This window comes from Olivibacter sp. 47 (assembly GCF_030372825.1).
Taxonomy (GTDB): Bacteria; Bacteroidota; Bacteroidia; order Sphingobacteriales; family Sphingobacteriaceae; genus Olivibacter; species Olivibacter oleidegradans.
On the sequence record NZ_JAUCNR010000001.1, the window covers coordinates 1,725,512 to 1,750,031 of the forward strand.

At 42.1% G+C, this 24,520-nt stretch carries 20 protein-coding genes; 9 read left to right on the top strand and 11 right to left on the bottom strand.

Going from position 1 to position 24,520, the window contains the following annotated elements; all coding sequences use genetic code 11:
* Window positions 1-214: 214 nt before the first annotated feature.
* Window positions 215-1,123 (top strand): hypothetical protein, encoded by a 909-nt coding sequence (locus tag QT327_RS07655; protein WP_289552534.1) that lies wholly within the window; start codon window positions 215-217, stop codon window positions 1,121-1,123.
* A 335-nt stretch (window positions 1,124-1,458) separates the two neighbouring features.
* On the opposite strand, the gene QT327_RS07660 is transcribed toward QT327_RS07655, so the two are convergent.
* A complete protein-coding gene (locus tag QT327_RS07660) occupies window positions 1,459-1,881 on the bottom strand; it encodes a hypothetical protein (protein WP_130858543.1) in 423 nt (140 codons plus the stop codon).
* 445 nt (window positions 1,882-2,326) lie between these two features.
* Here QT327_RS07660 and QT327_RS07665 point away from each other — a divergent pair, with 445 nt between their 5' ends.
* Window positions 2,327-2,476 carry a hypothetical protein gene (locus QT327_RS07665; RefSeq protein WP_289552535.1) on the top strand — a complete coding sequence of 50 codons (150 nt, stop codon included), beginning with the start codon at window positions 2,327-2,329 and terminating at the stop codon, window positions 2,474-2,476.
* 118 nt (window positions 2,477-2,594) lie between these two features.
* Here QT327_RS07665 and QT327_RS07670 read toward each other — a convergent pair whose 3' ends face one another.
* Window positions 2,595-5,171, bottom strand: a complete 2,577-nt coding sequence (locus QT327_RS07670; RefSeq protein ID WP_130858544.1) for an ATP-dependent Clp protease ATP-binding subunit — start codon at window positions 5,169-5,171, stop codon at window positions 2,595-2,597.
* 191 nt (window positions 5,172-5,362) lie between these two features.
* Between QT327_RS07670 and ettA the strand changes: the two genes are divergently transcribed.
* The gene (gene ettA / locus QT327_RS07675; protein WP_130858545.1) at window positions 5,363-7,045 is read left to right on the top strand and encodes an energy-dependent translational throttle protein EttA; all 1,683 of its coding nucleotides are present in this window, start codon (window positions 5,363-5,365) and stop codon (window positions 7,043-7,045) included.
* Window positions 7,046-7,288: 243 nt separating this feature from the next.
* Here ettA and QT327_RS07680 read toward each other — a convergent pair whose 3' ends face one another.
* A complete protein-coding gene (locus tag QT327_RS07680) occupies window positions 7,289-7,921 on the bottom strand; it encodes an ABC transporter substrate-binding protein (RefSeq protein WP_130858546.1) in 633 nt (210 codons plus the stop codon).
* 99 nt (window positions 7,922-8,020) lie between these two features.
* Window positions 8,021-8,848 carry a hypothetical protein gene (locus QT327_RS07685; RefSeq protein WP_130858547.1) on the bottom strand — a complete coding sequence of 276 codons (828 nt, stop codon included), beginning with the start codon at window positions 8,846-8,848 and terminating at the stop codon, window positions 8,021-8,023.
* Between the two features lie 384 nt (window positions 8,849-9,232).
* On the opposite strand from QT327_RS07685, the gene QT327_RS07690 reads away from it, so the two are divergent.
* Window positions 9,233-9,706 carry a ribonuclease H-like YkuK family protein gene (locus QT327_RS07690; protein ID WP_013663724.1) on the top strand — a complete coding sequence of 158 codons (474 nt, stop codon included), beginning with the start codon at window positions 9,233-9,235 and terminating at the stop codon, window positions 9,704-9,706.
* Between the two features lie 526 nt (window positions 9,707-10,232).
* Window positions 10,233-10,739: a TlpA family protein disulfide reductase gene (locus QT327_RS07695; RefSeq protein WP_207303822.1), complete on the top strand. Its 507-nt coding sequence runs from the start codon at window positions 10,233-10,235 to the stop codon at window positions 10,737-10,739.
* On the opposite strand, the gene QT327_RS07700 is transcribed toward QT327_RS07695, so the two are convergent.
* The 5 genes from QT327_RS07700 to QT327_RS07720 form a co-directional block, all read right to left on the bottom strand.
* Window positions 10,732-11,481 carry an ATP-binding cassette domain-containing protein gene (locus QT327_RS07700; RefSeq protein ID WP_289552539.1) on the bottom strand — a complete coding sequence of 250 codons (750 nt, stop codon included), beginning with the start codon at window positions 11,479-11,481 and terminating at the stop codon, window positions 10,732-10,734. The two genes, QT327_RS07695 and QT327_RS07700, sit on opposite strands and share 8 nt — an antisense overlap.
* A 17-nt stretch (window positions 11,482-11,498) precedes the next feature.
* Window positions 11,499-11,792 carry an ATP-binding cassette domain-containing protein gene (locus QT327_RS07705; protein ID WP_289552541.1) on the bottom strand — a complete coding sequence of 98 codons (294 nt, stop codon included), beginning with the start codon at window positions 11,790-11,792 and terminating at the stop codon, window positions 11,499-11,501.
* Window positions 11,793-11,903: 111 nt separating this feature from the next.
* On the bottom strand, window positions 11,904-12,767 hold the full coding sequence (locus QT327_RS07710; RefSeq protein ID WP_013663728.1) for an outer membrane beta-barrel protein: 864 nt from the start codon (window positions 12,765-12,767) through the stop codon (window positions 11,904-11,906).
* Between the two features lie 327 nt (window positions 12,768-13,094).
* Window positions 13,095-13,838: a hypothetical protein gene (locus QT327_RS07715; RefSeq protein WP_289552542.1), complete on the bottom strand. Its 744-nt coding sequence runs from the start codon at window positions 13,836-13,838 to the stop codon at window positions 13,095-13,097.
* Window positions 13,819-14,385 (bottom strand): RNA polymerase sigma factor, encoded by a 567-nt coding sequence (locus QT327_RS07720; RefSeq protein ID WP_130858550.1) that lies wholly within the window; start codon window positions 14,383-14,385, stop codon window positions 13,819-13,821. The genes QT327_RS07715 and QT327_RS07720 overlap by 20 nt, the downstream gene beginning before the upstream one ends.
* Before the next feature lie 394 nt (window positions 14,386-14,779).
* On the opposite strand from QT327_RS07720, the gene QT327_RS07725 reads away from it, so the two are divergent.
* The 4 genes from QT327_RS07725 (at window position 14,780) to QT327_RS07740 (ending at window position 21,863) form a co-directional block, all read left to right on the top strand.
* The gene (locus QT327_RS07725) at window positions 14,780-15,898 is read left to right on the top strand and encodes an Ldh family oxidoreductase (RefSeq protein ID WP_130858551.1); all 1,119 of its coding nucleotides are present in this window, start codon (window positions 14,780-14,782) and stop codon (window positions 15,896-15,898) included.
* Between the two features lie 123 nt (window positions 15,899-16,021).
* Window positions 16,022-17,188: an efflux RND transporter periplasmic adaptor subunit gene (locus QT327_RS07730; RefSeq protein WP_130858552.1), complete on the top strand. Its 1,167-nt coding sequence runs from the start codon at window positions 16,022-16,024 to the stop codon at window positions 17,186-17,188.
* 54 nt (window positions 17,189-17,242) lie between these two features.
* Window positions 17,243-20,404 (top strand): efflux RND transporter permease subunit, encoded by a 3,162-nt coding sequence (locus tag QT327_RS07735; RefSeq protein WP_013663733.1) that lies wholly within the window; start codon window positions 17,243-17,245, stop codon window positions 20,402-20,404.
* Complete coding sequence (locus QT327_RS07740) at window positions 20,397-21,863, top strand: efflux transporter outer membrane subunit (protein WP_289552543.1); 1,467 nt, start codon at window positions 20,397-20,399, stop codon at window positions 21,861-21,863. Before QT327_RS07735 ends, QT327_RS07740 begins: the two co-directional genes overlap by 8 nt.
* A gap of 294 nt (window positions 21,864-22,157) precedes the next feature.
* Here the strand turns inward: QT327_RS07740 and lepB are convergent, their stop codons facing one another.
* Both lepB and dapB read right to left on the bottom strand, forming a co-directional pair.
* Window positions 22,158-23,582, bottom strand: coding sequence for a signal peptidase I (gene lepB, locus QT327_RS07745; protein WP_130858554.1), 1,425 nt, complete (start codon window positions 23,580-23,582; stop codon window positions 22,158-22,160).
* A gap of 188 nt (window positions 23,583-23,770) precedes the next feature.
* Window positions 23,771-24,511, bottom strand: a complete 741-nt coding sequence (gene dapB / locus QT327_RS07750; protein ID WP_130858555.1) for a 4-hydroxy-tetrahydrodipicolinate reductase — start codon at window positions 24,509-24,511, stop codon at window positions 23,771-23,773.
* Window positions 24,512-24,520 lie beyond the last annotated feature (9 nt).

Below are 24,520 nucleotides of genomic sequence, written 5' to 3' on the forward strand. Positions count from 1 at the left end.
TCTTCGGGGTGAGTCCAGGGTGAGTCCACATTGAGTCCAGGGTGAGTCCACGTTTTAAGTTAAAAACCTGGACTCACCCTGGAAATGATATAGATTGCATGTTCAATAAAGGCGAAGAAGATATGAAGAAAGTATAGACTTGGTATGAGGAAAAGAAGAACCGGAATTAATAATTGAAACGGCCAAGTATTGGCTAAAAGCGAATATATAAATTATGGCGAAGATTAACAAAAACGGACGACTGAGCGGAAAAAAAGGACATGAAGTTTATCGGGATGTAAATGGCGAATCCATCGTACAAAGTATGCCGAGAGTGGTAAAGCAAACCACCAATACCCGCATTGCTGCGCACGAATTTGGTATCAGCAGCAATGCAACCAAAATTATCCGACAGATAGGGAGTTTGCTTTTTGAGTATATGGATCCTTATGTTTCGGGCAGGTTAAATGCGGTTATGCAAAAATGCGTCAGTCAACTCCCGGAAGCCGCTGGCCACAAAAACCTAAACCAAATAGATCCTAGCCCCTTTATCGGTTTCCAATTCAATCCAGATGCTCCTTTTGAGAAAACCTTGCATGTTTTTCCCCGCTGTTCGATTCAGCCAGACGGTACCGTAGAGATCACTATCGATGCCATCACACCGAAACAAAATATTCCCTTCTTGCAACGCGATATCAATCCCGATCCCGGGGCTTTTCTCCGGGTCGCATTGGTAAGTATCGACTATGCGCAGGAAGCATATCAAATACTGGCACAGGAAGAAATTATGCTCGTTAAATCAAAAATGGAACAACCTCCGCTGCCCGCCACCTTTGATGTACAATGGAAATGCCTTAAAAAATTACCCAAAGAAGCCTTGGTATTTGTCTATTTTTCTTTGCATTATTATCAACTCGACTGGCTAGAACAACGAAAAATGATTGGCGAAAAAACAATGAATCCCGCCGGTTTCTTGCACGCTTTTTGCGTTAATGAGGAAATGTATATAAAAAATCAGGCAACGGCCGTCGGCCCTGACCATAAACCACTAAGAGAAGCTGAATGGTTTTACACCATACTTTTAGAAAAGAAGACCGAAATCGATCGTATTAAAGCAAAAGCAGAAAAAAAGAGGAAGAAATGATTTGTGACACAAATCAGTGAGCTACTTGCTTTCAAAAAATTAACTACCAAGCGATCAACTGTGCCATAACAACCTCATTCTTATTCTAGACTTTACAAACTTTCTTACAGTGGTCTCTGAATAATAGAAAAACCGCGATAAAAAGCATGCAAAGAACAAGTACAAACAAATAATAGAGAATCTTCTTGAAGAAAACTGATAAGGAAATTAAAACGTAAAGAGTTCTATGAAAAATTCAACACTTCAATCTGGTTAAGGAAACAAATTGAATCTCTCACAAATTAGTATTTACGTCGGCACTCGAGAATATAGAAGTGTCTTGAGTGCCAACAAAATTATTCTACATAATCAGCATCTGACAATGTCACTTTAAATACAACATCGTAGTTAGGAATAGGCACTTCGAAATCTCCATTATTAATTGGGTCTTCGCCATAAATATTTATTTGACCTACACTATACCTAACAGAATAGGCAATTCCATTAAAAGTGGAAGGCAATATATCATAAGAAGTTTCGCCATCTTCACTAATTGCCACGCTGACGTTTCCCTGCTCGATGTAATATCGATCCAACTCCGCAATCGGTAAAGTTGTTTGTATATTAAGCCCATTTTCCGAGACGCCCCACTCGTCGGGCGTTATTGTATAAATGAACGTTCGCGGTAAAACAGCACGTTCGACAACTTCTGTCTTTTCACACCCACTCATACCTACCAAACCTACTAAGGCAATCATTAAAAATAAATACTTCTTCATTCGCTATTTGTTTTTAGTTGTTCGTTATTGGTGACGGCGTTCGTAAGGGCAATACTACTTAACTAGACTAGTTAATTGTTAACGGTTATCATTATTCGTACCAACATTATCACATTAACTAATTAGCTAATTCCCTATTCAACGTCTCAACCACTCAACGAGTATCTACTTCTTAGAGTGACAAAACATGAAAAGGTTTAAGCAAGAATCGCTCCATAATTTAATTTAGTGAATAGGGAGTAGTTAATATGGAGTATGGAGTAGCATTATCCTCTTTTTCAACGCATAGTGAATAACGTAATTTCACCTCATTTTGTTATCCTTGTAGTAGAAATAACAAAGATGCCATGACGAACATTCAAATAAAATACAATTTACTTGATGCCGCTTCACAAAAAGAGGTAAGCGACTTTGTTGATTTTCTATTAAACAAAAAGAAAAAAAAGTGGAGAATCTCTCTTCCTACAAAAAGAAAATATTAAAAGTTTCCGCTTGGGCAGAAGAAGATATTAAACGAATTGAGGAGGCTCAAAAGCATATTAACAACTGGGTCCACTCCCCTACTCAACTATTTTCCTATTCAACTATTGGCTAATTAAATCAACGGTTCGACTACTCAACGATTTAACAAATCCCCAACAAAAAAAGCGTCACGCAAATGCGCGACGCTTTTTTCTATATTAAGCTGATAGCCGATTGCTGAAAGCCCTTAGCTACTTACTATTGCTTCCGTCTTTCTCATCTTCATGCTCTTTCTCGATATCTGTAGGCTTAGCCGACTTCTTACTATCGCTCTTATGTGAGCCATTTACCACAATCTCTTCTTTTTCCTTATTGTAGTCAATTTCTAAAGTAGCGCCATCTGCTAAATCACCTTTCAGAATTTCTTCCGCAATTGGATCTTCCAAATACTTCTGAATGGCACGTTTCAATGGACGAGCTCCGAAATTACTGTCAAAGCCCTTCTCCGCAATGAATTCTTTCGCACCTTCTGTTAAGTTCACGGTATAGCCCAAACCTTGGATACGAGTAAACAATGCTTTCAACTCGATATCGATAATCTTGAAGATCTCTTCTTTACCAAGTGAATTGAACACAATCACATCGTCTACGCGGTTTAAGAACTCCGGAGCAAAAGCGCGTTTTAAGGCATTCTCGATGACACTCCGAGAATGCGTCTCAGCCTGTGTAGCCTTCGCACTAGTAGTGAAACCTACGCCTTGACCAAAGTCTTTCAATTGACGGGCACCGATATTCGAAGTCATGATAACGATCGTATTTCTAAAATCCACTCTTCTACCCAAACTATCGGTTAACTGTCCTTCGTCCAATACCTGTAATAGCAAGTTGAACACATCCGGGTGAGCTTTTTCGATTTCATCTAATAGAACTACAGAATACGGTTTGCGACGTACCTTTTCAGTTAACTGACCGCCTTCTTCATAACCGACATATCCTGGAGGCGCTCCTACCAAACGTGATACAGCAAATTTTTCCATGTATTCGCTCATATCGATCTGGATCAAAGAATCCTCGCTGTCGAACATAAAACGTGCTAACTCTTTCGCTAATTCCGTTTTACCGACACCTGTAGGCCCTAAGAAGATAAAGGAACCGATTGGTTTTTTCGGATCTTTCAAACCGGCACGGGTACGTTGAATCGCCTTCACAAGTTTCTTCACCGCATCGTCCTGCCCGATAATCCTTCCTTTCATCGATTCGGCCATGTTTAGCAGCTTTTGGCTGTCGGTTTGTCCAACACGTTGAACCGGAATACCGGTCATCATCGACACCACTTGAGCAACATCATCTTCCGTAACGGTATAACGTTTGGTTTTCGTTTCTGCTTCCCAAGCTTGCTTTTCACGATCCAACTCTTCCAGTAATTTCTTCTCCGTATCACGAAGCTTAGCAGCTTCCTCATACTTCTGACTACGAACTACTTTATTCTTCTCCACTTTGATATCTTCGATTTTCTCTTCAATATCAATGATGCTCTGAGGAACATGAATATTTGTTAGGTGAACACGTGACCCTGCTTCATCCAAGGCATCAATTGCCTTGTCCGGCAAGAATCGGTCAGTAATGTAGCGAGTAGTTAAACTCACACAGGCTTCAATCGCCTCCGGTGTAAAAGTTACCGCGTGGTGCTCTTCATACTTATCCTTGATACGGTTAAGAATTTCAATCGTCTCCTCATGCGTTGCCGGTTCGATCATTACTTTTTGGAAACGACGGTCTAAGGCGCCATCCTTTTCAATATACTGGCGATATTCATCCAGCGTAGTAGCTCCGATACATTGAATTTCTCCACGTGCCAAAGCTGGTTTAAACATGTTCGAAGCATCCAGTGATCCGGAAGCTCCGCCGGCGCCCACGATGGTATGAATTTCATCGATAAATAAAATCACATCAGGTGATTTTTCGAGTTCATTCATCACCGCCTTCATCCGCTCTTCAAATTGACCGCGGTATTTAGTACCTGCGACTAGGGAAGCCAAATCTAAGGTAACTACTCTCTTGTTAAAGAGCACCCTAGAAACTTTCCGTTGTACAATGCGCAAGGCTAAGCCTTCGGCAATAGCCGATTTACCAACTCCCGGTTCACCAATTAAAATCGGGTTATTCTTTTTACGACGTGAAAGAATCTGAGATACGCGTTCAATCTCTTTTTCACGTCCAACGATTGGATCTAAACGTCCTTCTTCTGCAGCTTTGGTCAAGTCGCGACCAAAGTTATCCAGTACCGGGGTTTTCGATTTAATATCTGACACTTTTTTAGGTTGGCTGAAGCTATCTTCATCGCGGAAATCATCATCTCCCGCAGCCGAACCGGCTGCTTGGTCGGTGATTTCCGTTTTGTTCTGCTCTACCTCAGCTTTGAAAATATCATAATTGATATGGAATTGCTGAAGTATCTGAGAAGCAATATTATCTTCGTCTCTTAAGATAGAAAGTAATAGATGCTCGGTGCCAATAATTTCGCTCTTAAATATCTTAGCTTCTAGGTAAGTAATCTTGAGCACTTTTTCCGCCTGCTTCGTCAGTGGAATATTGCCAAGATTAGCCGAAGTGGATGACGTCCCTTTTACAGCCTCTTCGATGGAGCGGCGTAAACGGGCAGTATCTACCCCCACATGCTTTAATATTTTGATTGCTAAACCATCTCCCTCGCGGATCAGGCCCAGCAAGAGATGCTCGGTGCCGATGTAGTCGTGTCCAAGTCGAAGCGCTTCTTCCCTGCTATAGGAGATAACGTCTTTTACGCGTGGCGAGAATTTTGCTTCCATGAATGTATTTACCTTTCTTTTAATGCTCTAATGTATAAAATTATTAATTAAAACTTTGAGCGCTTTATGTAACTTTTATCAACAATTACGCCATTTCTCTCATATGCAATTCTTGTCAGTCTTTATGATACCTAAAGTTACGCGTTTATGACTAAATATCGCCATCTTTGCAGTAGAATTTTATCACGAATATGTCAGACGAGAAAGTAATATTTTCGATGGCCGGTGTAAATAAGATTTACCCGCCTCAAAAACAGGTACTAAAAAATATCTATTTATCTTTTTTCTACGGTGCTAAAATTGGCGTAATTGGTTTAAATGGCTCCGGAAAATCTTCCCTCTTAAAAATCATAGCCGGTTTAGACAAATCTTACCAGGGTGAAGTTGTTTTTTCTCCGGGGTATTCGGTGGGTTATTTAGCGCAAGAACCTATTTTAGACCCCGCAAAAACAGTGAAAGAAGTAGTGGAAGAGGGAGTCGCTGAAACGAAGGCCATCTTAACGGAATACGAGGAAATTAATGAAAAATTCGGGTTGCCGGAGGTGTATGAAAACCCGGATGAGATGGAAAAATTAATGAATCGACAAGGTGAACTACAGGATAAAATCGACGCCACCGGTGCTTGGGAATTGGACAATAAGCTTGAACGGGCCATGGATGCCCTGCGCTGCCCCGACCCCGACGCATCCATTGCCAATTTGTCAGGAGGCGAGCGCAGAAGAGTGGCATTATGTCGGCTTCTACTTCAAGAGCCGGACGTGTTACTGTTAGACGAGCCAACGAACCACCTGGATGCCGAGTCGATCGACTGGCTGGAACAGCACCTACAACAATATAAAGGAACGGTGATTGCGGTAACACACGATCGCTATTTCTTGGATAATGTGGCCGGATGGATTTTGGAGCTAGATCGCGGGGAAGGTATTCCTTGGAAAGGCAATTACTCTTCCTGGTTAGATCAAAAGGCTAAACGTCTGGCACAGGAAGAAAAGACGGAAAGTAAACGCCAAAAAACACTCGAACGGGAGTTGGAATGGGTGCGGATGGCTCCGAAAGCGCGTCACGCTAAATCCAAGGCCCGTCTTTCCAATTACGAAAAGTTGGCTTCTGAAGAAACGAAGGAAAGGGAAGAAAAGTTGGAGCTCTTTATTCCTCCAGGCCCTCGTTTGGGAAATGTAGTGATTGAAGCGCAAAATGTAACCAAGGCTTACGGCGATAAAGTGCTGTTTGAAAACCTCACTTTTTCACTTCCTCCTGCGGGCATTGTTGGTATTATAGGACCAAATGGTGCAGGAAAAACTACATTGTTCCGATTAATCACCGGACAAGAGCAACCGGACAGCGGCTCCTTCCGGGTAGGAGAAACCGTTGCATTGGGTTATGTGGATCAAATGCATGACGACTTAGATCCGAACAAAAACGTCTGGGAAAATATCACCGGAGGGCACGATAATATCGTCCTAGGGAATCGCACCGTTAATTCCCGGGCTTATGTTTCCAAATTCAACTTCAATGGTGCCGACCAGCAGAAAAAAATCGACGTACTATCGGGCGGTGAGCGCAATCGCGTGCACTTAGCCATTACCCTTAAGAAAAGTTCCAATGTTTTACTGCTGGACGAACCAACCAATGATATTGATGTGAATACGCTTCGAGCGTTGGAGGAGGGTCTCGAGAATTTTGGTGGCTGTGCCGTGATTATATCACACGACCGTTGGTTTTTAGATCGAATCTGTACACACATCCTCGCTTTTGAAGGCGATTCCCAAGTTTATTTCTTTGAAGGAAACTACTCGGAGTATGAAGAGAACCGGAAGAAACGATTGGGAGACACGGGACCAAAGCGGATTAAATACAAGAAGCTGGTGAAATAGTTGCGAGTTATTAGTTGTTTGTTATTAGTTATTAGTTGTTCGTTATTGGTTGTTCGTTATTAGTTGTTCGTTATTGGTTATTAGTTGTTGGAGACGTTAAATAGTTGAGTCGTTGAGAGGTTAAATGGTTGAGTCGTTGAGTTGTATCCACTTAACTAACTACTTCCCTATTTAACTACTTGACTATTCCCCTACTTAACTACTTAACTACTTCTCCACTTAACTATTTCCCTATTCAACGAATTAACTAAGCTCAAATTTCATCCACGATTCTCCCTCCCCGCCAAACACAAAATATTGAGGGTAAAGAATTTCTGCCAAAAGCTCTACATCATCTGCGGCCTCGGGCAAACTAGCAAGTAAGTGCTTTTCGCCGTCAATTAAAAACACCTTATTTTCCTTAATAGCCGGCGTGTTTTCCCATTCCTCATCTGCTAAAAAGCCTGGGATTTCACCTAATAATTGAAACATACTCCTATTTTGAGCTAGAAAGATGAAAAGCTCAGGTCCCTTCGTATCCAGTCCTTCGTTATATACCCTTCCCCCTGCAGTTCGTATAATGGTATTAATATAAGCCTCCAGTTCGTTATCAAGCGTCGATTCGGCTACCACTTTAACAGTAGGTCGTTGGTTATCTGCTATAAATTTCAGTTTGTGAACCACGATATTAATACGCTCAGCAAGTTCTTCGATTAGTTTTTCCGCTTCTCGAGACACGTTCAAGCTTGTTCCTATGTAAGAGATGCGCTCATATATTTGATCAATATGATGAAGTTGCTGTGTTAAGTTGATGTCTTCTTCCAGTAGTTTTACGCATGCTTCATCCAAACCTAAAGCCTTCACAACTGTCGATAAATACGAGGTATAATCTTGCATAGTTTTATTGTTTACGAAGCAAACTTAGATAAAATGAGGGGTATAAAAAAGGGCTGCTAGGATATAATCACTAACAGCCCCCTCTTTAAAAATTGTTTCTTATTCGCTCAATTTAACTTCTCTCGTTATAGAAGTATTGTCTCCTTTTATTTCGTTCCCATCAGGTCCTACCAACGTTAATTTGACTTTTAGATTTCCTTTTGGAGCTCCCTTGATTTCATAAGGTCCCCATTTATCCAACGTGATCGTAGTGTCATTAATCTCTGCTTTCACTTTGTTGCCCGAAGCCGATAACTCCGTGTTCACTAGGTAGAAGTCAAGCAATAAGTTCTCGGTATCTTTTCCCTTATATTCGCCTTTCGGACGACTATAGAATAAAGCGGCATCCGCAGGAACGGGTAATTCCTCATATTTTCCCTGATCGGTAATTTTGAAATGCTTTAAAACATAAGCCTTTGGCTCTTTTATGGATTCATGGTAAGAACGTGAAAGAAAGGACAATAAATAGTGCTCGGTTCCTTTCTTCAGACTTACACTATTTTCCGGTTTATAAAGTGCGGTATAAGGCTGGTTGTCCAAAATAAAATGGATATGCTGCCCTTCCGCTGAATTAGCCATATGATCCGCATTATGATCGGCTGTATGTTCTGTCAACGTAAAATTCTTTACCGCATATTTAACCTCCAACTTCACTGAATCCTGGGAAGCACCCGGTGTAGCCGTAATAGAAGAGACGGCCAATTCAGCACCTGGAAATGCCTTTGAATCTGCGACAGGTGTAACACTGATCGCACTCGTTGCAGCCTCAGTGGCAGTAGTGCTGTCGGTTCCTTCTGTTGATTTTGTGCCAGATTGATTACATGCCGACAAAGAAGCTGCTATGAAAGCGCCCGTTGCCAGCGTCATGATTTGAGATTTAAAGTTCATATTGCTATTTTTTTACGATAAGTACTAATAAGATTAATATCTAATCTAATAATACAGCTAAGTAACGTATTTTGTTTAAAAAGGACGAAGAATCTGATGTAAAATATTGGATATTTGTTATAGGCGTTGGGCTATAGGCAGTAAGCTTTAGGCACGCACTTACCTACAACATTACCACATTGGCTAATCAACTACTTAACTATTTAACGTCTCAACTATTTAACGACTTAACCTCTCAACAACCCAACGTGTTGATAATTAACCAAATGTTAACAAATAAACCACATTCTCTTTATCAGGAAACACTTCAAATGCGCTAACTTTATAGCAAAGATCGATACGCAGGCAAGGGCTATTTAGATTTTAACGTAATACCTTTAATTTATGACCTGGAAAAAATTTAGCGGAGAACCCATTCGCAAACCACTTCTCGAGGAAGTAAGCACAGCCATCTCGAAAGAATATGCATTAGGAAACAAGCTCAAAGTCTGCATCGGCACCGACTCGCAGGTAAAAGGGCAAATCACTGATTTTGCAACCGTGATTGCTTTTATCCGCGAAAAGAAAGGTGGCTTTATGTTCATTCACCAAGAACGGTCCCTGCTTAAAATGAGCATCAAAGAACGAATGCTCGCGGAAGTGCAGCGTTCTATTGAAACGGCTTATTCACTTTGCGATATTTTGGATACCTATCATGTCGACTTAGAAGTACATGCCGACATTAACACTAATCCTATGTTTAAATCCAATCAGGCACTTCATGAAGCTATGGGATACATTTTAAGTATGGGCTTTGTATTCAAAGCGAAACCGGAGGCTTTTGCAAGCTCAACCTGTGCGAATAAAATGGTGCAGTAAAGAAGTTTTTTGATTCCCAGTTGTGAGCTTTTTTTAAATGATGAGCGAATTTTGGACATAAGGTCTAGGTAACATGACATAGAACCATAGCTGTCAAAGGGATTTCGTTTTAAAAAAAAACCTTTATTTTGTCACTTTCTTCCGAAGAAAGTAACCAAAGACTCGTCGCTTGGAACTTTGCTTTAAACGGTAATGCATCAACGTGCAAACCGCAAATTTCCTAGGCGACATTGTGGCAGAACGGAGGGCTTTTACTTTTAACCGGACGTATTAGGTTTTTTAATATAAACACCTCCTTCTCTATGTTAAAACCGAAACTGACGGACCAACGGGAGAAAGTAATCCCAACTGACAGGCAAATAATTTGGCGTTTGTCTTGATACCTGCCTACCGCAGGCAGGCTTGATACTTTTGTATTGGTACCGTAATAACCACCTGCCTGCCGGCAGGCAGGTAAAGTAGTAGGACATAGGACAAATGGCTAACAACGAATAACCAATAACGAACAACTAAAAACAAATAGCAAATGAAATACATGTTCCTTTTCCTGATAAGCTTTCTACCGACATTTTCCTACGCGCAAGATCAGCAAGAGTGGTTGGTTAAAATAGGCGATAAGGCACCTGATTTTTCGTTCACTCTAGCCGACAGCAGCTTAAAAAACCTACAGGATTATAAAGGAAAGGTCGTGTTGATCAATTTCTTCGCGACATGGTGCCCTCCTTGCCGAAAAGAACTCCCTCGCGTTCAGAAAGAAATTTACGATCGTTACAAGACTAACAAAAAGTTTGAGTTATTCGTCTTCGGCCGTGAAGAGAATTGGGACAAACTGCGGCCATTCATTGAAAAAACGGGCTACACCTTTCCCATCCTCCCTGATGTGAAGCGGGAAATATTCTCAAAATACGCAAACAGCGGTATTCCTAGAAACGTCGTGGTAGATGAAGAGGGCAAAATCATCTATTTATCCCTTGGTTATACGGAAGAAGAGTTTGATAAGCTATTAGAAGTCCTGGATAAGAGACTTAATTAATCGCTTTATGTTGCAAGACTTCAATTGACACCTGTTGTCCAAGCTGATATCGATTCGGCATTTTATTAATACATCGCAATTGGAGCTTCTCAGCCGACAATATAATTTCTTCGTAAAAGCCTTTAAAAAGGATGTTCTGAATAGTAAATGGCGTAGTAGTCCGCACGATCTCATCTATTCGTATCCACTCCGGATGGATAATGATCTCTTTTGCACTTATCTCCGGTAATAGATAACTAGCTTCCTCCTCGGACAATATATTACTCCTTGCCAATAATCTAGCGGTATACGCATTGGGTGGATTATTGTAAATTTCTTTCGGGCTACCTGCTCCCATTAAATTACCGTCTTGTAAAATTAATAAAGCATCCGATAAAGCCAATACTTCACTTGGATCATGGGATACCATAATGACCGTTAGGCCGATCTCATCTACTATCTTTCGAATATCTTGTTGCAAGTGGTCGCGGAATGAAGCATCGACCTGATTAAAGGGCTCATCCATTAATAAGACCTGCGGTCCGGTCACAAGTGCCCGGGCGATGGCTACCCGCTGCTTCTCGCCTCCGCTTAGATCAGCAATACGTTGTTTGGATAGCCTCAAAATATTCAGACTGTTTAAGGCGATTTCCGTTTTATCGTGTTTTTCCAGTAAGTTGGTATTTGATAAACGAGACGCCACATTATCCCAAACATTGGCATAGGTATTTAAATCATCAAAGTGCTGAGATACCAGACGCATGTCTTCATGCCCCGGGATCAATTTATCAAAGGGCCCCGGCACCTTCCATCCTTGAAACGAATTTCCCCTTCATCAGGACTTGCAAGACCGTAAATTAATCGCAACAACGTGCTTTTTCCGCTTCCACTTTCCCCTATAATCGCCGTGATTTTACCTTGCTCCACACCAAAGGAGATCTGGGTTAACCCTAAACTATCCGGTTTATCCGAAAAACGTTTTGATAAATTATCGACCTGAATATATGCTAGTCCTTGCTTTTGCGTATCCGAAGGAATAAAATCGCAGGAAGGGGTATTTGTATTATTTGCCATCAAAAAACATTACACTTATAGTGTAAACGCCTCGAAGATAAAAAAATTTTAGGCATTCATGAACTAGGTCGATCGTGACAGCGACTGATCGACCTATAAAAGCAACAGTTTTTAGAAGAAGAACATCAGTCCGAAAGACATATTTCTCAGGCCCTCTTGCTGTGGACTATTCTCAAACATATCATTGAAATAGTACTTGGCATATAAACCGACCCATTTATAGCCTACACGTGCAAAAGCACCATAACGGAATTTAGCATAATTAAAATCGTCTTTAACTTTCCGTTTGCCTTCCTCTTCACTCTTAAATTTTTGGCTTCCACTTAGCAAGAAACCTCCAATTGGGCCGTAGGCAATTCGTAAATCACGATCCATGCCCAATCGATGTTCGAAGGTTATCGGTATCCTAAGATAACTGGAGCTGAAACGGTTTTTGCTATAATGTATATCCGATTCGGTGTAGCTTAGCGGTGTAGTATTCCGGTCGAATATGATGTCATTTTTCAGGCGGATGTGGGTCCAATCAAAACCGGCAGACAAAAACAATCTAAACTTTTCGTTGAAGCGGTAGCCGAATTGGAAAACATCAAAGCCCACATTAATTGTTTTCCATGTTCGGTTCCTTAGAAAATCGTTCTCCGGACTAAGCGTAAAACTACCATTATCTAGTAAGGTAGCCAATCCTAAATCAAAGCGGGAAAATGTGATTCCTAAAATAACCTTCGGCTTCTGCTTCAAAAAGTCAGTACTCTTACTTTTATTTAAGCTATCGCAAGGATTACAACGTTCAACCTTGACCATATTATCTCCATCAGAGCTCCATTTGACGGTTAGCTTTCGCTTCCGTTCAGTTTTTACGGTGTCCATATCCGTTGTATCACGTATCCCCTCCACCTTCGATAATTCAGTATTGCTTGCCTGAACGGTGCCAATCAACGCTAAAAAAGTTAACCCTGTAAATAAAATATGCTTCATATATGTAGTTATTAGTTGTTTGTTATTAGTTATTAGTTGTTCGTTATTAGTTATTAGTTGTTCGTTATTAGTTATTAGTTGTTCGTTATTAGTTGTTGGAGACGTTAAATAGTTGAGTTGTTGAGTCGTTGAGATGTTAAATGGTTGAGTCGTTGAGTCGTTAAATAGTTAAGTTGTCGAGTCGTGGAGTCGTCAATTCGTATCTACTTAACTACTTCCCTACTTAACTACTTAACGATTCCTCTACTTAACTACTTGACTATTCCCCTACTTAACTATTCCCCTACTTAACTACTTGACTATCCCCCTTACTTAACCATTCCTCCATCACAGCCTAACCTTCAATGCCTTCAAATCAACGGCTACTTTCAATGTGCCTTCATCATCACTGGCAAAAGACAGCACCTTTGCATCGCCATGATCAACCGAACCTACGACATAATTTAAAATCTCACCTATGCCGAAATTTTTCTTTTCTTGGCTCTTCATCTTTGTATCCTTTAACGTCGGAGTCTCAATAAAAGCAAACTGTAGCGCCGGTTGCTCCACGCGTCCATTACCTGGAGATACGGCGACTGATACTACCTCATTGACGATCATGGGCCGGTTGCCCGTGTCTTCCATAATAACATCGGGATCTGTCATTGCCCTATTTTCCGATACCGTTATTTTCCGCCCGTCTATTCGCTCCTTTAAATTCCTTTTCGCAGGGGATACGCTCCTATGAACCATCTTTTCGCCTTTACCGATTCCATTATTGCTTTTAGTCACTTGCAGTGGTAAGGCAGCCCCTTCGTCTTTGATAACTTCTTTCTTTGCACTTAAATATACAACTTTGCGTGGCTGTTTGATATAAGTTATCCCCACCCCTAAAGTAAGCGCAATCATGGCGGCTATCGACCACCTCATCAAGGCTCTCTTCACTTGAAGCGACCTTGCTCCCGATCCGGTTGTCTGCTGATCCAACTGTTCGGCGATATTCGACCATACTTTGTTCGAGACCTGCGGTTCAAAAGAATCAAGTTTTTTCCGAACTTCCTCATCAAAAATATCATTCCGCATACGATCCATAATTACCCCCTCTTTCTAACATTACCAATTTACTTTTTAACCATGCCCGCGCACGGGACAATTGCGATTTTGAAGCACCTTCGCTGATACTCAGTGCTTCTGCTATTTCTTTGTGTGAATAACCTTCCAGGGCATACATATTAAATACGATACGATAACCGTCAGGCAATTGTTGAATCAGCGCAAGCAAATCACGTACCTCCAGCCCTTCCATATCAAATGTCTGTTGTTCTTCGTCAAAAACGGCGTCAACACTTATTGTGTTCTGTATTCGCTTATTCTTCCGTATCATCTCTATCGCTGTATTTACAAAGATTTTTCGTATCCAACCTTCGAAAGACCCCTCGCCTCTAAAACCAGCTACACACTGAAACACCTTGATAAAACCATTTTGCAACATATCCTCTGCTTCCATCTCGGATGTGGCGTAACGCAAACAAAGGTTGAACATCTTCGAAGCAATTGCCCGATAGAGCGACTCCTGTGCCTTTCGCTCTCCCCTGCGGCAACCTTCCAATAGATCATCGATGGTGTATAATTGCTTCAAATTATGTTCCCTTTTTCTCTTAGATGTCAAGAGCAGTAAAAAGGTTGCATGATTTTTTTATTTTTTTGTTGAGTAGTTGAGACGTTAAATAGTTAAATAGGGGATTAGTTAATTAGCCGATTAGCCAATTGGTGAATTAGCCAATGAAGCATGGGCGTGAAGTAGAGAAATTGTGGAGTGGTTGAGACGTTAAATAGCTAAGTAGTGGGTTGGTTAATTATTCATTAGTGTTTATTTAAAGGCATTATTTATAGGAGCTCCCTCGAGTCTTTGGGGTCGGTTAGTTTGATAATGTTGGTACGAATAACTAATAACCAACAACGAATAACTAATAACTTGCAACCCACAACTAATAACCGACAACTAACAACAATTTATTAAGTTTGCGAAGCACTTGAACAAAAAGAAACACAAACAATTGGAAAACACACTTATAATAAGCGAAACCAGCCTACGTGAATTTACTGAACAAGTATTCTTAACGATCGGTTGTACGGCAGCGCATGCTAAACTGGCTGCGGATGTGCTGATTGCAGCCGATCTACGCGGCATTGATTCCCACGGGACGGCACGACTAAGCGGATATGTTCGGCTGTGGCAAAAAGGCAGACTAAATCCTTCACCGGAGATACGGATTATACATGAAACGCCCACTACGGCTACCGTAGATGGGGATCGCGGTTTAGGTTTGGTAGTAGCACCTTATGCCATGGAAATTGCCATCAAAAAAGCGAAAGACTATGGCTCCGGGTGGGTCGCTGTACGCAACTCCAATCATTTCGGCATTGCCGGTTATCATGCCTTATTAGCTGTTAAACAAGATATGATCGGTTATGCCATGACCAATGCCAGTCCGCTAGTAACCCCCACTTTCAGCAAAGAGCGGATGTTAGGGACCAACCCCATGTGTTATGCATTTCCGGCAGGAGCGTATCCGCCGGTAGTTGTAGATATGGCGACATCCGCTGCTGCTAACGGTAAACTTGAAATTGCTCAGCGCAATGGATATTCTATTCCTGACGGATGGGTACAAACGAAAGACGGCACTCCTTCGGTAAATCCGCACGAGCTTAAATCCGGAGGGGCCTTACTTCCTTTGGGAGGTGACCGAGCACATGGTAGTCACAAAGGATTTGGACTTAGCGCCACGGTTGACATTCTAAGTGCCGTGCTTTCGGGCGCTAATTATGGCCCTTGGGCACCGCCTTTTGTTGCTTATTTAGAGCCTCATCCTCAACCCGTAGGAGAAGGTTTGGGACATTTTTTAGGCGCATTGAGAGCCGATGGTTTCCGTCCTCTTGACGATTTTAAACAGCATATGGATAATTGGATTCATCGGTTTAAAAACGCAGAACCCATTGACAAAAGTCAGCCTGTCATTATTCCCGGTGAACCCGAGCGGGCTGCAACCATAGAAAGAAAAGCAAATGGCATCCCTGTTGTTAAAAGTGTATTTGATGATTTACTAAAGCTAGCGAATGACCTTAGTTTACCATCACCGAACATAGCATGACGTTTTTGGCATTAATTCTGAAACCTACAGGTTGGCTTTATGTCCTTATAAAAGCAAACTTATTTGAAAATGTTTTGTTGAAAAGCAACAACATGCTTAAACACTAAAACATAAAAAACATCAATGATTATTAAAACGAGTAAAAACATTAAATCCCTTTTAACACTCAGTACAGGTCTTTTTTTATTAGCAATTACAAGCAGCTGCCATTCCGGTTCCTCCAACGCAGAAGATGAAAGCAACAAGCGATTAAGTCTTCCGGTTTTTATGGTTGACACCGGTACGGCTTTAACAGAACGAGATTATCTCGGAACCATCGAAGGAAAAGTAAATGTAGAAATCCGTCCACAGGTTGAGGGCATTCTAGAAAAAATATATGTTGATGAAGGTGCCTACGTGAAACAGGGACAAAATCTTTTTAAAATCAACGAACAACCTTATTTGGAGGCGCTCAAAAATGCCATTGCAGAAGAAACAGTTGAAAAGGCTAAAGAAAAAAATGCCCGTTTGGAAGTCGAGAGCCTCAAACCTTTGGTAGAAAACGATGTAATATCAGACGTTCAGCTCCGTACGGCACAAGCGAACAACGAGGTTGCTAAAGCCTCGGTAGCAAAAGCGGCAACGGCAGTAGCTACTGCCAAGATAAATCTTGGCTTCACCAATATTAAAGCTCCCTCGAGCGGATACATAGGCAGAATTCCCAAACGCATCGGAAACTTGGTTACCAAAGGAGACTCCCAGCCGCTCACGGTACTTTCGGATACTCGCGAAGTGTATGTCTATTTCTCGATGAGCGAGGCAGATTTCCTACATTTCACCAAAGGTGGACGATCAAACGACTCGTCTGCTAACAATGACATGTTAATTCCCTACGTTCGCCTTATGTTGGCCGACGGTACCGAATATGCGGAGAAAGGGATTGTAGATGCGATTGATGGTCAAGTAAACCGAACAACGGGGGCCATCTCCTTACGGGCTTCTTTCGCCAATCCGCATGATGTTCTCAGACAAGGGAATACCGGTACCCTTAAGATGGAAGAAAAGAAACCCGGCGTCTTGTTGATGCCTCAAGTAGCCGCCGTTGAATTACAAGACAAAACCTTTGTATATATTGTAACGCCGGATAACAAGGTAAAGATGCGTGCCGTCATTCTTGATGGAGTCAGCGGCCCTAACTATATTGTTAAAGATGGACTAAGGCCGGGCGACCGCGTCGTACTGTCAGGCTTTGACAAATTGGAAGACGGCCTAGCCATTAATCCACAACTACAAAATCCCAAACGCAGTTAAAATCCCCGTGTTAAAGTAAATACCTATTAACTCCATTAGCGAGAGGAAAAAACTATGTTAAAAACCGTCATAAGCAGACCCGTCCTTGCTACCGTCATATCCATCTTATTGGTCATGTTGGGCATTGTCGGCATGCTGCAATTACCTGTCACACGTTTTCCCGAAATTGCCCCTCCGAGCGTGAGCGTTACTTTATCTTATCCCGGAGCCAATGCTGAAACGGTGGCGCAGAGTGTCTTACTACCTATTGAAGAAGCTATTAACGGGGTCGACAATATGACCTATATACGATCTACCGCCAGTAATACCGGTTCCGGCAGTATCAATATTTTCTTCAAAGCAGGCACCAATCCCGATCAAGCGGCCGTTAATGTCCAGACGCGTGTTTCAAAGGCCGCCAGCCAAATTCCCGCAGAAGTAAACGAAGCGGGCATCAGTGTTATGCCCAAGCAGAATGGTGTCATCATGACTATGAATATTTTCAGTAATCACCCTGATACGGTTTATGATGAAACCTTCCTGCAAGCCTATGCGCAAATTAATATTAACCGCGAGTTATTACGCGTCCCAGGTGTTGCCGCCATCAGTCGAATTGGAGCTAGAGATTATTCCATGCGTACATGGCTTAATCCGGAAAAATTGGCTGTTTACGGCTTGGTACCTCAAGATGTCATCGATGCCATCAAGAGTCAAAACTTTGAAATCGCCCCGGGAAAATTCGGTGAAGCATCCGATGAGGTTTTCGAAACCGTTTTGAAACATCGCGGTCGTTTCAGTAATCCGGAGGATTATGAAAATCTAGTTATTCGGACCAACGAAGACGGTTCTGTGCTCTACCTTAAAGATGTCGCTCGTATCGAATTCGGTGCTTCTAATGTGGGATCGGACAACAAAGTAAACGGCTTCCCGGGGTTAACGATCAACGTAGTCCAAACGAGTGGCTCGAATGCCGTGGAAATCGATGGACAAATACGAAAGGTGATGGAAAAGTTACAGCGATCTTTTCCCGAGGGTATCAAATATGAAATCACGTATAGTGTTCGTGATCAAATAGACGAGTCGATCAGTCAGGTGAAACACACCTTATTCGAAGCCTTTTTCTTGGTGTTTGTCATTGTCTTTATATTCCTGCAAGATTTTCGTTCCACATTGATTCCGGCAATCGCCATCCCGGTATCGTTGGTAGGAACTTTTTTCTTCCTACTTCTATTTGGCTTTTCCATCAACGTTTTAACCATGTTTGCGCTCGTTTTAGCCATTGGTATTGTGGTAGATGATGCCATTGTTGTCGTAGAAGCGGTTCATCAAAAAATGGAACGTACCGGATTATCTCCGCGGAAAGCAACACTTTCTGCGATGAGCGAAATTACCGGCGCCATCTTATCGATTACCATGGTAATGGCGGCAGTATTCCTTCCTGTCGGTTTCATGGAAGGTCCGTCCGGCCTATTTTATAAACAGTTTGCCTATACGCTAGCTACTGCTATCTTGATTTCGGCGCTCAATGCATTAACATTAAGTCCTGCACTATGCGCTTTGTTGTTGAGAAACAACCACCATGATGATAAGGAAAAGGAGTTAAAAGGAAGCAAATTGTCCAAATATTCGAGGCGGTTTTTTGATGGATTTAATGTTGCGTTTGATACACTTACCAATAAGTATATACGCTCTTTAAATTTCCTGCTGCGTAAGAAATGGCTTACCCTGGCCCTGTTAGCCTTGCTTTCCGCAGCCGGTATTTTTTTGATGAATAGAACACCGTCAAGCTTTATCCCCACAGAAGACGACAGTTTTGTTACCTTTTCTATGTCTATGCCTCCTGGGGCTTCTTTAGCGAGAACGACAGAAGTATTACAGCGAGCCGACAGCATAGTGAGAAAACGCGAGCAGATTTCAGGCATGACGACTATTTCCGGTTACAATGCCATTGACGCCACGGCCAGCCCGGCCTTTGCGGTAGGCTATATCAATCTAAAAGACCATAAGGAACGAGGAGAGATAAAAGACATTAACGCTTTTATGGATAGTATCCGTCAGGATCTTTCTCAGATTAGCGAAGCCACTTTTAGCGTTTATCCACGTCCTACGGTACAAGGGTTTGGTGATTTTAGTGGCTTAGAGTTCGTATTACAAGACCGCCTCGGTGGTACTTTTGCATCGTTCAGCAAGGTGGCGAACAATTTTATTCAAGAACTGCAAAAAAGACCTGAAATTGAAACAGCATTTACGCCGTTTAAAGCCAATTTCCCACAATATCAGCTAGAGGTCGATTTTGTAAAAGCACAGGCCCTAGGTGTCACCGCAAAGGATCTGATGACAACCATACGAGGCTATTACGGCCGGGTACAAGCTGGCGATTTCAGTCGCTTTGGCAGACAATATCGTATCTACATGCAGGCAGACGCCCGATTTACCAATGACCCGGAGTCTTTTAAATCGATTTTCGTCCGTAATAAAAACGGTGACATGGTACCAGCCAATACCTTGGTAAAACTGCGGAAAGTCTTTGGTCCGGAAACCGTCAATCGCTATAACTTATTTAATGCTATTGCTATCAATGCGACACCAGCGGCAGGCCATAGTTCCGGTGACGCGATGAAAGCTGTCGATGAGGTGGCGGAAAAGGTGTTGACAGCAAACTATAGCTATGAATGGACCGGCATGAGTTTGGAAGAGCGACAAAGTGGTGGACAAACCATTCTAATCTTTACGTTAAGTATTCTCTTTGTCTATTTCTTACTGGCAGCACAATACGAAAGCTATATTTTACCTTTCGCCATTTTACTTTCGGTTCCGGTTGGTCTCGTAGGGGTTTATACAGCTGTCAATCTGGTCGGACTCGAAAACAACATATATGTTCAGGTTGGCCTTATCATGCTTATAGGACTACTGGCGAAAAACGCCATTCTCATTGTGGAATTTGCCGTTCAACAACGTAAATCCGGTTTGTCGATTTACGATGCCGCGATTGAAGGAGCCCGCTTACGATTGAGACCGATTCTAATGACTTCACTGGCTTTCGTTGCGGGCTTGATTCCTTTGATGTGGACGGTCGGACCGTCGGCACAAGGTAATCATTCAATCAGTATCGGTGCAGCAGGCGGTATGTTATTCGGCGTAACAGTTGGTGTATTTGTTATCCCCGTTCTTTATATGGTTTTTCAGCATTTTGATGAAAAGGTAAAATCCAAAATGATTCAGGAAGAAGATGATTAAAAAAAATATAAAAACAAGGCACTTCGGCTCAATAGCACTTTTGACGATATTCCTTAGTCTATTACTTAATGCTTGTAAAGTAGGGAAAGATTATAAGCGGCCGCATTTGAACCTTCCCAAAAAATATCGAGATGAAATCAGTCCCGCCGATTCGGTCGGAATAGGCAACATCTATTGGCGCGAATTCTTTGTCGATACTACACTTCGTAAAATTATTGACACGGCCCTTGTGAGTAACTACGATATGCGGAAAGCTCTGAAAAACATTCAGATTGCTAACCAACGTGTTTTCCAGGCACGTGCAGAATTTCTTCCCGACATCAATGCTACCTTGGGAAGCGTCAATAGGCAATACCGATCCAAAAACTTCTATTCTAATCCCTCCTCGAAATATTACGAAACGAAGGGTAAAGAAGCTCCGGAAACCTTATTTGATTATACCATGCAGCATATGAGCAGTATTGGACTCAGCTGGGAGCTGGACATTTGGGGTAAAATTCGGCGCTTGAATGAGCGGACCCTAGCGGAGTATCTGCAAAAGTATGAGGCTCGTAAACTCTTACAAACGCAATTGGTTGCCAATATCGCGGAAGGCTATTACAACTTATTGATGTTGGATGCTCAATTGGAAGTAGCCCGTCGAAACCTGCGGTTGACTGATAGTACGTTACGCATTGTCAAATTGCAACGGGATGCAGGTCAGGTAACCTCGCTCGCTATCCAGCAAACCGAGTCGCAACGTTTAGCAGCTCAATCGCTTATTCCGCAATTGGAGCGTCAGGTAGTCATTCAAGAAAATAGCTTGCGAGCTTTATCCGGTGAATTGCCCGATAGTATTCCACGAGATGCCTCCTTGACTGATTTTTTGATCGAAGATTCTGTTACGGCCGGTGTTCCGCTATACATGGTGAGTCACCGACCCGACGTACGTGCCTCTGAGCTCGCGCTACGTGCTGCTAATGCAAATGTCGGCGTCACACAGGCCTATCGTTATCCGGCGCTGACCATAGAAGCCGAAGGCGGGGTAAACAGTATGTTATCCAAAAATTGGTTTAAAATTCCCGGCTCTCTATTTGGGGGTATAATAGGGAGTTTGACAGCTCCTGTCTTTAATAAACGCAAAATTAAAACGGACATCGAAGTTGCCAAACTCGAACGGGATAAGGCCGAACTGGATTTTCAACAGGTTGTATTGGATGCCATTAATGAAATTACCAATACGTTGATAACCTTTAAAAAATTGCAGGAAGAGTATGAAATTGCTGAAAATCGAGTAAAGGTTGCTCAACTAGGTATTAAACAAGCGGGATTATTATTTAAAGCAGGTTATGCTACTTATCTGGAAGTCATTACGGCGCAACAGAATGCGATTGACAGTGAACTGGAATTAGTAAGCCTTAAACAACAATTATTGCTGGCTAGAGTTGAGTTGTATAGAGCATTGGGTGGAGGGGCGTAGTGTTAGTTATTGGTTGTTAGTTATTGGTTATTGGTTGTTAGTTATTGGTTATTAGTTGTCCGTTGTGAGCAGAGGCACTCCTAAGGGCTAGGTTAGTTGTTGGTTATTCGTTGTTGGTTGTTCGTACCAACATTATCACATTAATTAACCGACTCCGAAGACTCGGGAGAGCTCATGCCCGTCCCGAGTCTTTCAGGGAATGCCTTTAAATAAACATTAATGAATAATTGGCTAATCGGCTAATTAACTAATTCCCTACTCAACAACTTAACTACTCTCAACGAATAACTAAAATTAATGGATTCCCATAAAAATACGATTCCATCTGATCTTGTCAAAGAAAGATCCTTTGTCATCTAAACTAAGCCATACAAAAAGGGCCTTACCAACAATATGATCTTCCGGCACAAATCCCCAAAATCTCGAATCCAATGAATTATGGCGATTGTCCCCCATCATCCAATAATAATTCATTTTGAAGGTATAACTCGTTGCTTTAGCACCATCAATATAATAACCATCCCCTTTTTTCTCAAACGTGTGGCCTTCATATACCGTAATAGCACGTTCGTAAATTGGCACGGTCTGTTCATTCAATTGAACCGTCCAACCTTGATGCGGCACAATGACCGGCCCATAATTATCTCTGTTCCAATCTGACCCTTGGGGAAAAATATCCTGTGTAGGTTCAGGGGTTCCCTTCGGATAAATAAGCGGTTTTATTTCCTTCACGTTTGCCCATCCTTTGATTGTATTTGCCAACGAAGGTGTCAGATAGAAAACGTACTGGTTCGCTTGCCCCGTTGATCCACCGTCGATCCGCATATCGTTAATGCGGTCTAGATTAATATCGGTACCATCCGTGGTCACCTCGTACATAAGTTGACCTTCCACGGGCGTTATGCCCTGTTTTCCATTAACATAAACCTGTGCATTTACAATGGAAATGGTATCACCCGGTATACCGATCGCACGCTTTATATAATTTTCCCGTTTATCCACCGGTCTATTAAAAGGTGCATCAGCCTCCATCGGATAATTAAATACCACTACGTCATTACGTTTGATTTTCTGCAAGCCCGGTAATCGACGATAATCCATTTCCAAACCGTCCCAATAGGCCTTCGTGCCCGTTATTGGCATGGTGTGATGAGCAAAAGGAAAAGCAATCGGCGTCATCGGAAGACGTGGTCCATAGTTTATTTTACTAACAAAAAGAAAATCCCCGGTAAGTAAGCTCCGTTCCATAGAGCCGGAGGGAATCATGTAAGCTTCAATTAAAAAAGTCCTGATCAACGTTGCGGCGACAACTGCAAAGACGATGGCGTCAGCCCATTCCCGGGTCGCAGACTTTTTGTAAGGATACTTCTTCTTAAATTCTTCTGTAGCAGAAGCTCCCCAATAGGTAACCGTTTTATCAGCGCCCCATAAGGGGAAGACGATAAAAGGTACGATAATGGTCCCCACTTGATCGAGAAAAGAACGCCGACCAAAACATCGAACAAAATCTATGTACAGCCCGATACCGATGAAAAGATTGATGATAGGGACTACTAGCAAAATCACCCACCACCATGGTCTTCCGGTAAGTTTAGTAATAATATATTCACGATAGAAAGGAATCAGTGATTCCCATCCGGGCCTTCCTGCTTTCACAAAAAGTAACCATAAACCGATCTGCGTGCCCAGAAAAAATACTACCAAAAAAGCTGTTAACATGCCTTATAAAGTAAAAATTAAAAAGTAAAAATTAAAAAGCCTGCCTCCCGTAGGGATGGTCAAAACCCCGGAGGGCTCATTGATGCCTTAAGAAACAAATAAGATATCAATAATTAAAAAAGTAATCAGCGTTCGGAAGTCGGCTTTCAGCTTGTTCTAAAAGAAAGCTGATTTCTGACCGCAGACAGCTACCCAAAATCAAACATATCCGTAACAGCATAGAAGCCTTTCTTACCTTGCAACCACTCCGCGGCGATGACCGCACCTAAAGCAAAGCCTGCACGGCTATGTGCTGTGTGTTTAAATTCAATCTGATCCACCTCCGAACTGTACAATACCGTGTGGGTGCCGGGTACTTCCTCAATCCGATGCGATTCGATCAATAACTGATTTTTCTTCGGTATGATTTCGTCGCCTTCTCCGACCAGGTTGTTTACCCATTCATCCTTATCATCGTTATGTTCCAAAATACCTTCTGCTATCGTAATGGCCGTACCGCTTGGGGAGTCCAGTTTATGAGTATGATGGATTTCCTCTACTTGGACGTCATATTGTTTATAAGGACTCATAGCTTTAGCCAATAACTTATTGATATGAAAGAACACATTAACACCAATACTGAAGTTAGACCCGTAAAGTAAGGATTTGTTACCTGCTTTACATTTTTCTTCAATTTCCGCCAGGTGACTATACCAGCCCGTTGTTCCCACAACCATGGGCGTATCTGCTTCAAAACAAAGATTTATGTTTTGAAGGGCCCCATGTGGCGTACTGAAATCAATGGCAACATCAATGTCAGAAAAATCGTCCGCTATGATCTCATGTCGATTATTCTCATCAATAATCAATGCCACCGTATGACCTCGTTCAGAAGCAATTTTTTCTATGATACGGCCCATTTTACCGTAACCAATCAAGGCTATGTTCATTATATTTTG